The sequence below is a fragment of the Phormidium sp. FACHB-592 genome (assembly GCF_014695795.1).
Taxonomy (GTDB): domain Bacteria; phylum Cyanobacteriota; class Cyanobacteriia; order Leptolyngbyales; family Leptolyngbyaceae; genus Stenomitos.
On record NZ_JACJOZ010000075.1, the window covers coordinates 326,427 to 342,982 of the forward strand.

The 16,556-nt window shown below is 50.0% G+C and carries 11 protein-coding genes; 6 read left to right on the forward strand and 5 right to left on the reverse strand.

Translation table 11 applies throughout. The annotated features are described in order from the left end of the window. Positions 1-625: 625 nt before the first annotated feature. The 4 genes from H6F86_RS22915 to H6F86_RS22930 all read right to left on the reverse strand — a co-directional run bounded on the left by H6F86_RS22915 (position 626) and on the right by H6F86_RS22930 (position 5,390). Entirely contained in the window at positions 626-1,114 is a 489-nt protein-coding gene (locus H6F86_RS22915; RefSeq protein ID WP_190451583.1) for a P pilus assembly/Cpx signaling pathway, periplasmic inhibitor/zinc-resistance associated protein, read from the reverse strand. A 110-nt stretch (positions 1,115-1,224) separates the two neighbouring features. Continuing rightward, entirely contained in the window at positions 1,225-2,769 is a 1,545-nt protein-coding gene (locus H6F86_RS22920) for a SagB/ThcOx family dehydrogenase (protein ID WP_190451586.1), read from the reverse strand. Positions 2,770-2,846: 77 nt separating this feature from the next. Further along, positions 2,847-3,698 carry a GDSL-type esterase/lipase family protein gene (locus tag H6F86_RS22925; protein WP_190451587.1) on the reverse strand — a complete coding sequence of 284 codons (852 nt, stop codon included), beginning with the start codon at positions 3,696-3,698 and terminating at the stop codon, positions 2,847-2,849. A 123-nt stretch (positions 3,699-3,821) separates the two neighbouring features. Beyond that, on the reverse strand, positions 3,822-5,390 hold the full coding sequence (locus H6F86_RS22930) for an ammonium transporter (protein ID WP_190451590.1): 1,569 nt from the start codon (positions 5,388-5,390) through the stop codon (positions 3,822-3,824). A gap of 544 nt (positions 5,391-5,934) precedes the next feature. Between H6F86_RS22930 and gshA the strand changes: the two genes are divergently transcribed. The 5 genes from gshA to H6F86_RS22955 all read left to right on the forward strand — a co-directional run bounded on the left by gshA (position 5,935) and on the right by H6F86_RS22955 (position 12,350). Beyond that, positions 5,935-7,086 carry a glutamate--cysteine ligase gene (gshA, locus tag H6F86_RS22935; RefSeq protein ID WP_190451696.1) on the forward strand — a complete coding sequence of 384 codons (1,152 nt, stop codon included), beginning with the start codon at positions 5,935-5,937 and terminating at the stop codon, positions 7,084-7,086. A 339-nt stretch (positions 7,087-7,425) separates the two neighbouring features. Further along, entirely contained in the window at positions 7,426-7,899 is a 474-nt protein-coding gene (locus H6F86_RS22940; protein WP_190451593.1) for a tRNA (cytidine(34)-2'-O)-methyltransferase, read from the forward strand. 752 nt (positions 7,900-8,651) lie between these two features. Beyond that, a complete protein-coding gene (locus tag H6F86_RS22945; RefSeq protein ID WP_190451595.1) occupies positions 8,652-8,891 on the forward strand; it encodes a hypothetical protein in 240 nt (79 codons plus the stop codon). A gap of 115 nt (positions 8,892-9,006) precedes the next feature. Next, entirely contained in the window at positions 9,007-11,088 is a 2,082-nt protein-coding gene (locus H6F86_RS22950; protein WP_190451597.1) for a peptidoglycan DD-metalloendopeptidase family protein, read from the forward strand. Between the two features lie 143 nt (positions 11,089-11,231). After that, the gene (locus tag H6F86_RS22955) at positions 11,232-12,350 is read left to right on the forward strand and encodes an ABC transporter ATP-binding protein (protein WP_190451600.1); all 1,119 of its coding nucleotides are present in this window, start codon (positions 11,232-11,234) and stop codon (positions 12,348-12,350) included. A 159-nt stretch (positions 12,351-12,509) separates the two neighbouring features. Here the strand turns inward: H6F86_RS22955 and H6F86_RS22960 are convergent, their stop codons facing one another. Further along, positions 12,510-14,759, reverse strand: a complete 2,250-nt coding sequence (locus H6F86_RS22960) for a recombinase family protein (RefSeq protein WP_190451602.1) — start codon at positions 14,757-14,759, stop codon at positions 12,510-12,512. Positions 14,760-14,912: 153 nt separating this feature from the next. On the opposite strand from H6F86_RS22960, the gene H6F86_RS22965 reads away from it, so the two are divergent. Next, positions 14,913-16,394: a proton extrusion protein PcxA gene (locus H6F86_RS22965; RefSeq protein WP_190451604.1), complete on the forward strand. Its 1,482-nt coding sequence runs from the start codon at positions 14,913-14,915 to the stop codon at positions 16,392-16,394. Positions 16,395-16,556: the final 162 nt, after the last annotated feature.

Genomic DNA, 16,556 nt, shown 5'->3' on the forward strand with positions numbered 1-16,556 from the left:
CTTACGGATTCAAAGCATAAGCGTTAGTCAAGCATCGTTAAGTAAGGTTACTAGGTTAGGACATCGCTCTGCTAAGGCAAGGCAACGTTTACCTCTAAAGAATGTTCGCGCACTCAATTTAATTTGGATAAAAGACGCGTCTTAGAGGATGTCTTAAAAGTCCACTTTCTCGTCGCTTTGGTGACTGAAGTCGCAGCTACATAGATCAAACCTGCCGACGCAGGTTGTTAAACTCGTTCATTACGGTAGTCCGCGTAGGCGGACTTTGTTTTCGTAGTCGCAGTTTTAACCGCCAGACACTTTTCAAACAACCTCTTAGTCTGAAAGTATTGACGATCGCCTTTTCACTACTCAATGCTGAATGTTGTTGTAAGGGTATGATGACGTGTGCTAAAGATGCTGCCATCAACCATGACATCTGGCTGCTTCTGAGCTACTCACTGAGTTCTTGCTACCCAATACACACGACCACGAGAGCTGTGGCACAACAAAAAAAGGAGAGTACGGAACTTGTTAGTCCACGTGCCCTCCTTCTCCTGATTTAGCAAAAGCTCCTGCTTTAGCAAAAGATATTGTACAGACAAGCGCTACGTACGCTAAATCACCTCAGCAGCAAGCACTTAACTTATTGGCTGGGTTGCTGACGTTTTTGCGATCGTTGTTGACGACGTTGCTCTAGTTGCTGGCGCTGTTCAGCGGTTAGCACAGCATCCATCTTTTGCTTGGCATCCTGACGGACAGCTTGAATTCTCGTTTTTTGGTCTGCCGTTAGATTAAGGGCTGCCCACTTGCTGCGTGGCTTTTGTCCTGCCTGTCTTTGCTCCCCTGACTGCCCTTGTTCTCCTAGCTGTCTTTGTTGTCTTTGTTGTTTGGCGGCGTCTAACTGTGCCTTTTGCTCTGGCGTAAGGATGGCATCAATCTGGCTGCGGGTCGATTCACGGATTTGCTTGAGCTGCGCTTTTTGGGCTTCGGTCAAGTTGAGATTAACGCCACGTTTTTGATATTGCCCAGCAGGTGGTGTTGGTGTTTGTGCTGCGACAGGCAGCATGGGTACAGCATAGGAGAGTGCGATCGCCAAGGCACCGGGTAAAAAAAGGAAGCGTTTGACGTTCATAGCGTAGTTGTATGTTGTGAAGTGTTTCAGATTAAGGAGGTACAACTGATGCATCAGTTGTGTAGCCTTAGACCACTCACAGTTTCGCAAGGTTCAACACAGGCTTGAGATTAAGTTGACAAGGCGGCAGAACGTCCCAAGGTGGTGATGTAAAGGACAGCTTCATCAATGGGAATACCCAGCACTTCATTGACTTGATCGTCAAAAAAGCCAGCAATGCCACTGACACCTAGACCTAGCTGGATCGCTGCCAGGTTGAGGCGTTGTCCTAAATGTCCCGCATCCAGATGCAGGTAGCGGTAAACGCGATCGCCATACGCCGCGATCGCCGCCTTGAGGTCTGCCGTATGAAACAGAACGGCTCCAGCATCGCGACCCAGCGCTTGCCCCAGGCAGAGAAAGTGCAATTCTTGACGGAAGTTTTTGAAACGAATCTGGCGGAGTTCCTGAGCCTTAGGCGCGTAGTAGTAGCAGCCTTCCTCTAAGCCCATTACGGAGGAAACAGCAATAAACGTTTCGACCAGGCTGAGATCAAAATAGTCGGGAGAGGCATCCAAGCCCTGATCACTGTAGTGCTGAGGCTGGTAGGTAAAGTCCAGCAGGGCAATGAGTTCTTCGAGGGTTAGAGCTTCTCCGCTGTAGCCACGGGTAGAACGGCGTTGCAGCATGGTTGTTTCTAACTGTTCCAGACGAGCGCCCCAATCAATCGGCGGAGTCACTGTGGAAACCTTCAGGCAAAAAGGAAAGTTGTACTTGTCGATCCGCTGTGGTTGGGTTGCAGCAGGCTTCCAGTTCACTTTTGCTGTCGCATCAAGCGGTAGCTGTGTCGCTTGATGCAAGTGGCTCAAGATTTGCCCCTCGGGGAGGGGCGGATACTCGCGCTGTGTGGCGCTTGGCAGGGCAGTCCGTGCCAAAGACAAATTTTGCTTGACTTCGAGCAAATCAGCAAGGGGCAGCACCGCGATCGCCCCTTCTTGCTCAGCATCAAGGTAGAGCAGTTGTTGCATGGCTTCGTCCATAAAGCCGCCAATTAGGTGCGGGCGGTAGTCATTGAGTGCACATGCCATCTCAATGTTGCCAAGTAAGTGCCCTGTATCGAGACAAATACGTCGGTAGGCGCGATCGCGGTATCGCCATGCCGAGCGAAAGAAGACGGCTGTTGTCACCAGAGCAAGCTGTGTATTTTCCAGCACTGGATGCCAGTAGCAGGCAGCTTGAAGTTTTGTCCAAACATCACTCTCCCAAAAATGCATCAAAGAGTGAGTGTACGCCTGGTAGTTGTAAAGTCCAGCTGGCAGCAGCGGTGTACCGCGTGAGATGAGGTACAGTTCAGCAGGATACAGACCGCCAGCGGAAGGGGCAGCCCTCAAATAATGGGGGGCATTGGGGGTGAGAATTTTTCCAGTGAGTCCATAGCTGCACAGCAGCAGTCGCGACAACCGTCGCCACCACAGCCCAGTCGGGTGATTGCTAAAAGCGTCTGGCTCATTAGCCAGATAGGGCTTCAGGTCAGTGACAGAACCGATTTTGTACTCTTTATAGGGTAGCGGTGGCTGGTTCCAGTCTATTGCTGGCTGGTTCGCGTGGATGGTTTCTGGGTGGTACTTTGTCCGCTCATGATAGTGCTGGGCGATCGAGGCGGTGAGATCCGACATAACGGTTGCGGAAGAATGCGGCTCCGCTCCAATCTTGACACTCTCTTAGCTAAAAGTGCCATAGCTTTTGGCTCAAACTACGGCTTGTCAGCGCGATCGCCATTTAATCGCCATTTAAACTGTTGCTGTGCAAAAACCTGGAGGCGCGCTTGCCAAACCTGATAGCCTTTAGCGCTGAGATGCAAACCGTCGGTACTCAAGTCAGCCGCCAGGTTACCGTTTGCATCAGTAAAGTAGGGTTGTAGATCCAAATAAGTAACGTCTTCTTCCTTTGCCATGTCTGCCAGCGCTTGATTCAGCTCACGGATGTCACCGTTTGACACTGGCACTCGTCTTGACAAAGAGCTAGATGCTGGCTTGGGCTGCGCTGTGTCTTCTTTGGAGGAGGGCAGCGATTGCAGCGGACGGCGATCAACATAAGGCAGAATCGACTGCACCACAATCTGAGCTTGAGGATGAGCCGCTTTAAGGTGGAGTACAATTTCGCGGTGATTCGCCAGGATTGTCTCAGTGCCTACACCGTGCAGCAAATCATTGATGCCAATCATGACGAGCACTACTTCTGGTCGCGTTTGGTCGAACAACCTGAGCCGACGCAGTAAGCCAGTTGATGTTTCACCCGAAATGCCCTGGTTTAACCAATTCTCTTCTGAAGGAAGTAGTTCTGGTGGAAACCATAGGCTGAGAGAATCGCCTGCCAGCACCACTAAGCGCGGTGGCTGCTTTTCGGCTGCTACTTTTGCTTCTTGCCTAAGCAACGCCACCCACCGTTCATACGTAAGCTGATGGCGCGGTCCTAAGATTGGCAGAGGCACTGTAGCGGTGTCTGCTTTCACTGTTGAAACGGTTGTCGAAACTGTTGAAGCATTAACCTCCTGAAAAAAAGCGGTCAAGCTACCCCGATGCAGCAGCAGAGCAGACAGAAGCATCAGTCCACTTAAGCTGAACGACAGGATAGCCCAACCACGAAGAGAAAGGAATCGCCTAGACACTGGCTCAGATTTAAGTTGCTTTGAGTCAGATTGTAATGGCAATTTCAGGCTTTTTCAGCACTACTGATCGATCGTTTTGGCAAAAGCGATTTCACCACGAATCTCTTCACCGTAAGCACCCTCGCCATGCTCGTAAATATCCAAACCTTCGTCTTCGACTTCAGGCTTGACTCGCAGTTCCATAAAGAGACCCAGCACTTTGAGGATGATGAATGTGCCAACTGCCGCAATGATCGCTGCAATCAACACAGCAATGATCTGAGTGACTAACTGACCAGCATTGCCATAAAGGAGACCGTTGTTACCAGCTGCATTAACAGCTTTTGTTGCAAAAACTCCAGTCAAAATCGCACCAACTGTACCGCCAACGCCGTGTACTGGGAAAGTGTCTAATGAATCATCAAACTGTAGCTTTGCTTTCAAGTTAACGGCAAAGAAACATGCTAGACCCGTCAAAGCACCAATGGCGATCGCAGACAATGGTGTAACAAAGCCTGCTGCGGGTGTAATGCCGACTAGACCAGCAACGAAGCCGCTACCCATGCCAACTGCTGTTGGCTTTCCCTTCAACAACCACTCTGCTACAAGCCATGCCAGACCTGCCGCCGAAGCGGAAACTGTTGTTGCTACAAATGCAACTGTTGCCAAACTGCCTGCGCTCAGTGCACTGCCACCGTTAAAGCCAAACCAGCCCATCCAGAGGATGCCAACGCCCAACAAAACAAATGGGACGTTATGAGGAATCACTGGCTTCGACATCCAATCTTTGCGAGGTCCAAGTACCCACGCAGCGACTAACGCCGACACACCGGAACTAATGTGAACGACTGTGCCACCCGCAAAGTCCAACGCTCCCATAGCACCTAATAAACCTCTACCCCAAACCATGTGGGCTAGGGGCGAATAAATGAAGGTAGACCATAGAACGATAAACCAAAAGAACGCTTTGAACGAGATGCGCTCAACGATCGCCCCAGACACCAGTGCGACCGTGATGATGGCAAACATCATCTGGTACACCATAAATACCTGGTGTGGAATCGTTGCCGCATAACCAATTGGATCAGGCGCATCAGCCGCAACGCCATTGAGACCCAGCCAACCGAGTCCACCGACGAACTGCTGAATCCCCTGAGCAAACGTTTGCCCCTCTGCAAGCGTTACATCAAACGCTAAGCTGTAGCCCCATAGAACCCAAGTAACGCCGACGATCGCCATTGCCACCAAGCTCATCATCATGGTGTTAAGCACATTGCGCGATCGCACCAGCCCCCCGTAGAAAAATGCCAGACCGGGTGTCATAAATAGCACCAGGGCGGCAGATGTAAGCACCCACGCTGTATCACCCGTATCCATTTTGGGTGGTTCTGCGGCAGCAGGGGCAGCAGCATCCTGAGCCACAGCAGGATCAATCAGCAACCCTGTCAGTAGGTGGAATAGCGTGATTGCTACCAAAGGCAAACCAAAGGCTAGAACCAACCTGCGTAGAGTTTTTTTGCTCTGCTCGCTCGGCTCACCGACAGCCAGATTTACAACGTGCTGCCAAAGCGAGGATACCGATCGAGAGAAGGAGTGCGAAGACCGCCGACGCTTATGCTTCGGCTTCTGATGAATCGTTAGTTTAGACATTAGACACCAAAGAATCCTTGTGAAAATATCAGCCAATACAGTGGGCAACTCGCCGGGGTAGGCTAAGTCAAAGCGACATTACGTAAAAGGCTTGGAAGTTGCTTACTCTACTCGACCCCCTCAAAGCACAAAGCATCAGAGATTTTGGGTCGGTGCCGCTACAAGCGTTGAGCAAAGCAGCCAGGCAGTAAACAACCTTTTCCAAGCGATGAACTAATAAGAGTGATTGCACCAAGTCTGAGAAGGTAAATTCTGTATAATCGATTACAGTTTGACTTTGAAAGCTTACTGGCTTGCAGTGTAATATCACCACTTTGGGGCTTGTAAAGCTTTCTAGTAAAGGGTTAGGAGATCATTCAACAATAGGCTTGACCCCAGTAACCTTTTTACGTGATTAAGCTTTGTTTGTTTAAGTTATAGGAGGGCGATCGCACAAGGTTCGGCTGCCATTCTCGTCGTCCCTTGCAGTATCAACCTGTCAGACGATGTATTGTTGACCTTTTCCCAGATACTGAAAGAAGACTGCTCAACTGAGGGAAAATGTATCATGCTGTCAAAAGGGTTTGAAGTTGAGATTTACACCAGCACCCCAGACGGTGATATCGTTGGGCTGTCTGACAAGATTGTGGCAGCGTTAGATGGTTTTGTACGTGAACCAGATAGCCGCAATGTGGAATATACAACGCCGCCCTGCTACCGCTACGAACGGCTCTTGTGCGATTTGGTACGCCCACGTCTGCAACTGCGTGATTATCTGCATCACCTAGGAGACTACACGCTGATTCCTGGCAGTACGCTGTCTCTGGGCGCAGTCGATCGCTTTTGGCGGTCTGATCCAGGTAACCCTTACCACACCTATATCGAGCAAACCTACGGCACCAGCGTCGTTACTGCCAGCATTCACATTAACGTTGGCATTAGTGACCCAGACTTGCTGATGCGGGCGTGTCGTTTAATCCGGCTAGAAGCACCGCTTTATCTAGCATTGAGTGCGTCGTCACCGTTTCTAGGTGGAGAAGTAACGGGCTACCACTCGACCCGTTGGGGCTTGTTTCCCAAAACGCCTGCCGAGGTGCCCCTGTTCGAGAGCCATGCTCATTTTATCCGGTGGACAGAGCAACAGCTTGCAGCAGGGACAATGCAAAACGTGCGTCACCTCTGGTCGTCTGTACGCCCTAATGGCGATCGCCGTCCCTATAACCTCAATCGGTTAGAACTGAGGATTTGCGATCTGGTGATCGATCCGGTTGCCTTACTTGCCATCACAGCGTTGTTAGAAGCTCGCTTATTACAGCTTCTAGCTGATCCATCCCTCGATCCGCTGGAAAGCAGCCAACTGTCCGCCGCCAGTCGATCGCACGCTTTAGCTGACTTAGCTGACGCAAATGAGAGCGCCGCCGCTCGCCTCAGTCTGGATGCTGAGCTAAGGCACTGGAAGGACGGTAGCCCCATCCTGGCAAAAGATTGGATTGAGCAGCTTTATCAGGAGGTTTGGCCGATCGCCAAGCAGGAAGGCTTTAGTTGTTTTCTATTGCCCTTGAAGAAAATTTTGCGAGAGGGCAACGAAGCACAACGCTGGTTGAAACTATATGAGCAAGGTCTTGCCGTTCAACCCATCATGCAACAGGCAATTCAAGCCGCTGCTGACTACGAACTCACACTGCAAGATGACCTTTGCCAACCGCTGGTTGCGTAGCCTTTAGTTTTGTAGTCTTTTCCCAGAAGGGGCTTTTCACTTCAGCTTAAACCGCTTCATAACGGTTTTTACTGAAATAAAGGGTACCCAATACCTGGTTTTCAACTTTAAAGGCTGTATCGCGATGGCTTAAGAACGGCTAGATCAAAGCAAGCGCTATTGTCCTCTAGTCACTTGAAAGTGCTAGCGATCGCCTTACTGCTTAATCATCCCTTCGGAGGAAGACAGTTTTTGACCAAGAGACTTGAACAGGCAACCTTTCCTCAATAAAGATTAAAAAAAGTTATCAATCGCTCTTTTTTTAAGATCATAATTACGGCATTAAGGCACCAAGCGCTGATGATCAGCTACAGACTTAGAGTTGTTTTAGTCCATCCGCAGATTCCGCCAAACACAGGCAACATCGCTCGTACATGCGCTGCTACTGAAACTGAGCTTCATTTAGTAGCGCCGCTCGGCTTCGAGATCAGCGATCGTTACCTCAAACGTGCAGGCTTAGACTACTGGCCTCATGTCAAGCTGCACTATCACAGTTCGATCGAAGCGTTTCATACTATGCAGCAGTCACAAGAAGGGCGTTGCATTGGTTTCAGCACTGGTGGACGCTGTAGTTATACTAAATTTGCTTTTCAACCTCATGACTGGTTGCTCTTTGGCAGCGAAACCACTGGGCTTCCTGCCCACGTGCTTTCTGCCTGCGATGAGACGGTTTATATACCGATGGCAAGCCAATATGTCCGCAGCCTCAATCTCTCTGTGAGCGCTGCTGTTGGTCTTTTTGAAGCGCAGCGACAACTGAGCTGCTTGGAATAGCACGATTACTACACCAACCATGTATGTTTGCCTAGACAACTGTATATGTACTGCTGAAAGCTGTGACACAGACGATCGACGTAAACACCTGCCTGTCCTTCTTAAAAGATGCAGAACCATGTTTTAGAACTCCTCATTGACGAGTTCTAAAACATGGTTCGTCGTTACTCAAGTACTCTCCAGGCAATCGCAACGTTTATGGATTGACTGAGCAACGACATGTGATGGATTCATTTTCTGAGCTAGAAATCAGGTCAGAGATTGATTCGTTGTTTGAATCGCAGCTTTACGCGATCGCTCTTCGCCAGCCAGAACTGCGTTCATGACAATGCTTAATCGCTCTATAGCTATCTAGAAATAGGACTGAAGCAAGGTTAGCTGTGTCCTTGGAACCATGCTTTTCCTGCGGTCACTAAGCTTTCAAACACAGCTAATTGCTATGATCGCAGGCTACTTTTGTGTAATAAGAAATTTCTATAACAGTAGTACTGAACTATTGAGTGTGATCCGGTTTTGTAGGTTGCTGTGCTCAAGCGCTTTACAGGGTAGTGGCAGCGGCTCACAAAAGTTCCAGGTGCTACAGGCAGACTCACTAACACTCAAAGCCTTCAGTTATTAATTGTGATAATGTACACAATTCTACGGTTGTTGAGTCACCTGCCTTCCGTCTACCGTCATGCAAGTGAGCGTTATGATTGCAACTTCAACCGTTGCCCAAGATTAGCTGTAATCCTTTCCAGGACGCTGTTTCTATGTTTTTCTTCAAGGGAAAACTGAGTGCTTATAGGCTGAGTCAGCATGATTTGATTGAGCGAACAATCGCCTCTTTAAGATGCTTACGCCTAAGCCTTTTACAAGCACGTGAGCATCAGCTTTTTGAGGGGCAAGCGATCACTGATAGCGCTCAATTAAAGGTTCTTTCAACACAAGTTGTAGATTTTTGGGGTTATGTTAACTTGTCTAAATTGAGAAAGCAGGGTAATCTTGCCTAAGTGTTTGTCGCTAGTGATCCAGATCGCTTACCTAAGTGATTTCTATCATTGGCTGATGGCAAGCTGAGTGACTCAAGGACAGTTAAACGCTGGACATTTTTAGGAGGTCGTTTTTTTGGAACGAACATTTCCGCAGAAGGTTAAGCCTGTTCCTTCCTGTGAAGTTGAAGATGGTGTGAATGTGAGTCAAATCAGGCAGGCTCCATCGGAGGTCAATCGTTTGGTACGGACTTCTGCCGCCATGATCGGCTTGGCAATCTCGGTAGGGACGTGTAGTTTGCCCTTACCAGGTCAAAGTGATGAGGCGGTTGCTGCGGAACCCGTTATTGGTGAAGCGGCTGTAGGCGAACCGAACGCCAGTGCCTTGCCTCCAAAGTTTGATGTCGCGGCAATTTCCACTCCGACAGAAGCAACCGATCAAGCTCAAAATCTCTCGCCTTCGGGAGCCATTGAGCACGCTGTGCAAGAAGGTCAAACGCTTTGGCAGCTAGCTCAACTGTACCAAGTTGATGCTGCCGCGCTGGCACTAGAAAACGGCATTTCGGTTAACTCCGTACTGCATGTTGGTCAGGTATTAAAAATTCAGGGTAGTGGTCAAGTCGCTCCCATAACACCGACTGTCGATGTCGCTAGTGTGTCTGGAGGCTACGGTTCGGTTAATAGTGCTGCAACAGAGGATAGCGATCGTCCTGCTGCTACACAAGCGAGTGACAAGGAAGCCCTTGATACCTTGCATCAAAAGCAAGAGCGTTTGCGACTGAGCCTTGCACAGCTCGAGTCTTCACGTAAAACTTCTGCTCCGGTTACAGCTCCAGAGTCTGTGGCTGAGGTTGCGGCACCATCCTCTGAAGCGTCTTACTCCGAAGCGTCCTACAAAGTTGTCCTGGGAGACACACTAGAAGCGATCGCAAAGGTACACGGCGTTTCTTTGAAGCAGTTGTCCGAAGCAAACCGCCTGGTTAATCCCGATGTTTTGAACGTTGGTCAAGTACTGGTTGTTCCTCAAACGAGTGAGAGTGCATCTCCCGTTGCGTCTGCCACTGCTCCTGTAATGATTGCTTCGGCAAGTCCAGAGCAAATGACGCTGCCAGCTTCCATTAGCCGACCTCAAGTTTTCTCCCAGGCTAAGACTGCACCATCCACGCAAGGCAAATTCCAGCCTGCATCGTCTGCCCAGGTTGGGAGCGATCGATTGCGCGGTATCGCCGTTCTACCTAGCCAGTCCAGCCAGTTAACTGCTGTTGATCAAACGATTCCAGCAGTGTCTTTGAACCACTCGCCTATTGCTCCAGTGGCGATTGGTGGGGCCAATGAAGTTGCCACTTCGTCTTTTGTTGGCAACCAGGGTGCTCAGGCTGCTCAGACTGGTTCCAGCGCCCAGCAGAGCTACGTGGAGAATCTCAGACTGGAGATTGTGAAGCTGCGCGAAAAATATCAGGGTTCAGTGAGCCAAATTGATCCTGCTGCACCCAGTACAAAGGTGGCGGCATCATCTCTGAATGTTGCGGCACCTGCAAATGCTGAAGCTACAGCCTCAAGCAGTACCGAGCTGCAACCTTCCCGCTATACTAAAGCCCTGCAGGCACAGATTCGCCAGCTACAAGATAGCCACCAGCAAGGTAACCGTGCTGTTGTGAAGCCTGCTGCTGCAACGCCTGTTGCACCGTCGAAGCCTCAGTTGATAGCAACGGCATCAATTGGTGCCGAAAACTATGAGCCGCTAGTGCGATCAGCTACTGGGCAGATGGTTTCTCCAGACCTTCCCCCTCTTGGCTCGGTTGATGCGTATTTACCTGGGAAGTCAGATAAGTTTAATGGCTACATCTGGCCTGCTAAAGGTGTTTTGACCTCGGGGTATGGCTACCGTTGGGGTCGTATGCACAAAGGCATTGACATTGCTGCTCCTGTAGGGACTCCAATCTTTGCAGCGGCGGCTGGTGTAGTCATTAGTGCTGGCTGGAACTCTGGTGGCTATGGCTATCTGGTTAAGATCCAGCATCCCGATGGTAGTGTCACACTATACGCGCACAACAACCGCATCATAGTCCGAGAAGGGCAAACAGTTGCTCAGGGTCAACAGATCGCCGATATGGGCAGCACGGGCTACAGCACTGGTCCTCACTCCCATTTCGAGGTTCATCGCCCTGGTCAGGGAGCTGTCAACCCAACGGCTTACTTGCCAAGAGGACAGGCGTAACCCTCTTTCAAGTCAAAGCACGACTACATTAGGGGAGCATTTAAGCTCCCCTTTTTCGATCGCAGCTTTTGATGCATCTATCCTGCATCGACTAAGTGGCGCTTGTTAGTAAGGGGTGCTTATCAGAAAAAACTTAGCAGCACATGGCAACGGTTCGGTTAGAAGGCATTACACGACAGTTTGGCAGTGCGGTAGCTACCGCAGCAACAGGCATTGCAGACATTACGTTTGAGGTTCCTGATGGTCAGTTTTGGGTGCTGGTTGGTCCTTCTGGCTGTGGAAAATCTACGGTTCTTCGCACGATCGCTGGGTTAGAGGTGGCAACGGCTGGCGAGCTTTATATTGGCGATCGCCGTGTCACTCAGATGCCAGCGCGCCAACGAGACGTGGCAATGGTGTTTCAAAACTACGCGCTGTATCCCCACATGAGCGTGGCAGAAAACCTTGCTTTTGGACTCCAGATGCGTCGGGTTAATGCTCAGCAAAGGCAAGAACGGATTGTAGAAGTGGCAAAACTGCTTGCGATCGACCGTTTACTTGATCGTAAGCCTGGGCAACTATCGGGCGGGCAACAGCAGCGTGTGGCGTTGGGTCGGGCGATCGCTCGTCAGCCCCAGGTCTTTTTGCTCGACGAACCGCTGTCCAACTTAGATGCCCAACTGCGGGACGAAACTCGTGCCGAACTGAAGCGGCTTCATCAACAAGTAGGCATTACGACGATCTACGTCACTCACGATCAGGTTGAAGCTATGACTCTAGCAGACCAGATTGTTGTTCTAAACCAGGGGCGCATTCAGCAGATTGGCGACCCTCAAACCATTTATGCACATCCAGCGAACCGGATGATTGCCACGTTTTTGGGCAGTCCACCGATGAATATCCTGACTGCTACGTACGATGGCACCGCATTTCAGATTAATGGACAAGCGCTTCCTTGCCCAGAGGCACTGCAAGCCAAACTTCAGCCGATCACTGGACAAACCTACGATCTCGGCATTCGTCCAGAGCATCTTCAGCTTTGTGCTGATGCAGGTGATCTCAAGGTCGAAATTAGTGTGGTAGAGCCGCTGGGTCGAGAAGTGTTGGTACGTGCTAGGTTACTGACAGAGTCATCGTCTCGATCGTCAGAACTCGCTTTTCAGTGTCGCCCTGATCAGCGCCTCTGTGTAGGCGATCGCTGTTCACTAACGCTAGATTTTAATCAGCTCTTTGTCTTTGATGCCACTACTGGCAAAACGCTGTATCCCTTAAATCAGCTCTAGAAACACGCCGTAACATTGTTTCTAGCCGTCATTTATTATCTTAATTGTGCTTTAAGAGAATTTAGCCAGGGAATTGACAGCTTCTCAATGCTTTACAGCCTTGAGAGGGCGGGCAGCAGCACGATGATCAAAGTGATGATTGACAGTAACGATCGCCCTTCAGCCTATTAACAACCCTGTATCTAGCGGTACTGCTGCATTCACTAACGACAACAGCACGCCTGTTTGCTCCTGTCCGTTTGTTGCCAAATCACTATGGCAAAGGTAGACTCGCTCCTCAGTACGACCGAGCAGATCTAGCAAAATGCGACGGAGACGGCGTTCATTTGCATCCATCGCATCCGCAGATGTCCAGGCGCGCCCCGACCAACCTTGCAGAAACAGCGGTGCACCAAATAGTGAGTCGACCCCACTTAACCAGCGTGGCGAACCAGCATCCAGCCAAAATTGCCAGCGGTGAACCCGACGACTAGAACGGTACTGAAACACATTAGCTAATAGCACTGCATTACTATCTGGTCCGATGGGGCGTACGGGATAAGGGTTCGCAGTCACAGTGTCACTTTGTAAAAGTTGAACAAAGCGGCTCACGGTCATATAAGCCGGTGCATCAAACCGTTGGCTGCGTCGGAGTCTACCATCTACTTCCCAGTAGTGTTGAGCCGTTTCAATCAGTTGGCGTAACGCCGATAGTTGCTCAAACGGTAACGCGCCGCCGCCAAACAGGAAGTGCTGAATGGCACGATCGAGCAACGAGACCGCATTGGGGATTAACCGCTGTTCAAGCTGACTCTGCTGCGTGGCAATCCACTGCACGATCGCCTGATAGGCGTTGCTTGCCTGGTAGCCCAACCGATCCCAGCGAGGAAAGGTGGTGACTGGCAGCAAACGGGGGCGATCGGGATGAGGGGCAAAGCAGTAATCGGCAAGTAACCCAGCACGAACGGGGTCGATCAACGAGGGATGAGGGGTAAGGAGTGAGGGGTGAGGAGCTTCTGACTGCTGACCGTTTGCTGGCTGCTGACTCAACACTACTAGCATTTCTGCTACCGCTTCTCGATCAACCAGTCGCCCTAAACTGGGGTAAACCAGGGTTAATAACGTCAGCAGGGCACGAATAATCGGCGAACTGGTTAAGGGGCGTTGGTCGTTGAGGGATTCAACGGGAATTTGATGCTTACCGAGCATTTCGGTCAGGCTGTAGCGAGCGATCGCATCTACGCCGGGTGCAATGACGACAATATCGCGGGGCTGCACTTGCTGAGTCTGCACCGCTTCAATGATGACTTCCGCCGTGCGGCGCAACAGTTGGGCACGGGAGGTCGTTTGAATCGCCTGGATTGTGTCTGGCAGGCTAGCAAAGAAAATTGGGTCTGTGGCAAGTGCCACAACTGCATCGCCCAAGTCATCGCCCAGGCAGTGGATAGGACGATCGGTCAGCGTTTCAATGCGACAGCGGTCTGCTAAACCTGCCAGATAAGCGGGATCAGCTCCCAAGCCCAAACGTACCGCTCCATCTGGGTTATAGGTAAAAATAGCGGCTGCTCCAGCATCCAGCAAAGTCTCGAAGACCGATCGCGCGATCGCTGGGTACTCGTCCACATCATCCGCTAAGACCACCTGATATCGTTGTGCCAAGTAGCGTTGGTAGGTTGGGTTAGGTAATAAGTGTTGCCAGTACAGCCCCGCAATGATGCCATAGGTTAACAGCCCTTGTGACAGACACCAGTTTTGCCAGTGTTGCAATAACTTACCCACCTCAGCTTCTGGGAACGGCAGCGCCTCATTTTGCCCTGCAAGCCCCTGTTCAAGTATTACAGGGATATCTGCGATCGGAATGCCAGCTAGGGCTGCGAGTTGTAGTAAATCCAGCAGTCGTCGAACTAGGCGTACCTCGGTCAAACTCGTCTGTTGCCCGATCGCTTGGTCGAGTTCTGAGCGCCAGAGTTGCGTTGCCAGTGCTTGCTCGTTTTCGGGTGCCAGGCGCACAGGGAACTGCGCTTTTAGGTCAAGCTGTTGAATGAGCAACGACCAGAACAGCGTCACTTCTGACTGAAAAAAACCTAGCGGTGTAGTGGAGTGTAGTGATACCTTGCCTTGAGTCGCTGCCGTCAAGCGATCGACTAGCTCAATTCTGTTATCACCGATCGCTGCCAAGACGAGGACTCCGGGTACACCCTCAGGTGTGGTGGAGAAAGAAACGAGCGGCGGCACGGATGAGTGAAGTGATGTAAGGGGAAGCGGTGGCGAAGCCCTTTCTGGTGTTTCATTTAATACCTTAGTGCTTCGCTCTCCCGGTGTGCCATGTTGTGTTAAACCAGACTGTATCCAACTACGAAACTGGTTGACCAGATAGGCAGTTTTGCCGCTGCGTGTTGCGCCTGAAACCCAAATTGGCTCACTGTTCACTGATTGCCCTCGACTGATTTTGCTACCATGACTGAGCGCTCTTAGCTTTAGCGTTTCCGTTTCTGCAACAGAGTCCTTTAGCTTTCTTCTCAGGCTACCAAAGCTTACCTATCAGCGCTAAGGATTCAGCGCCACTCTGCACCCCTTCGTATTATGCAAACAACACTTTGGACAAGGCTGAAGCAGTCACTCGGCGCTGCTAGACAGTGGTATGAACAAACTCCAGAGCGAGCCCTGGATCAAGCCTATGCTGCCGCTTTGATGATCCAAGCGATCGAAGATGAGCATTTTGACGGCAAGCCAATTTCTGCAGAAACCGCTAAATATGGTGCTAATTCAAAGGCAGTTTTTCAAGAAGAGCTAAGAAAATGCCTCAAGATTGCAACCCTCCGGCTCTCAGAATTTAAAGCCAGTCGGTTTATTTTTAACACAGCCGATACGTCCGGAAATGCACGCCAGGGTGCCGCTTCTTTAGCCAACAGCGAGCGAGCGGCGGTCATTCTAGAAAAGCTGAAGTTTATTGATACCGTTCTCGAAAAATATCAGCCGGAAACAGAATCTGTGGCGCTGATACCTGTTAATCAAACAGGCAGCGTTCCGGTGGCACAAAATGGGAAACCGCAGTTAGCGATCGGAGCCAAAAGCAATACTGGTAGTCAACGCTTGAGTAATGGTCAAACGATTGACCAACTTTATAAAGGAGAAAAAGGAGAGCCAGTCTTTGATGATGATGACGATACGGGTATTTTTGATAAGTCGGGTGTATTACCCCGAACGATCGCCAGCACGCTCGGTCGTATCAAGCGCGACTTAGACCCAAATTCTGAACAGAAAGTAGTGCAAAGCTTTCGGTCTAACAAGGTAAAGACACGTACCTCCATTCGCTTTTTGCTGATTCTTATCACTGTGCCGTTGCTCGTGCAGCAAATTTCAAAAACGGTTCTTGTTGGTCCTATTGTTGATTCCTTTCGATCGTCCGAGAGCGCTGATCCCTTCTTGAATTTTGAGCTTCAAGAAACAGCCCTGAAAGAGCTGCACATGTTTAGAGAACGGATGGAATTCGACTTCTTGTTGGGTAAGGCTCCGAGCCTTCACAGTGATGTGCTAGGCGGCCCAGCACTTGATGGAGCTGAAGAGCATCACACAACAGGTGAAACCAATAAACCATTAACAAGAGCAGAGCAGGAAGAGCGCATTGAGGCCAAGCTAAAAGAGCGCGCCGAAGAGATTAGATTGGAATACAGCCATAGCGGTTCTGAGGCGATTAAAAACATTTTTGCTGATTTATGTTCACTGATTGCTTTTGCAATCGTGCTGATCATGAATCGTCGTGAAGTAGCCATACTCAAGTCATTTATTGACGACACTGTTTACGGTTTAAGTGATAGCGCCAAAGCCTTCATTATCATTCTGTTTACCGATATGTTTGTCGGTTTTCACTCGCCACATGGATGGGAGGTTTTGCTAGAAGGTTTATCGAAACATTGGGGCTTACCTGCAAATCAAAGTTTTATCTTTTTGTTTATTGCGACGTTTCCAGTGGTCTTAGACACGATTTTCAAATACTGGATTTTCCGCTACCTCAATCGTATTTCACCATCGGCGGTGTCAACCTACAAAACTATGAATGAGTAAAAGTTACGCTTACAGCAAAAACCCAATGGGTAAGCCAGAATTTCTTCTCACTGACTGAAGGGGTGAAAGAGCATGGCTTCTTTAATTGAAGATCGCTGTAACTTTTATCCCAGACCTGTTTTTATCCCAGACTTGTTTTCTAGTTTCCTTTCTGTAACGGCG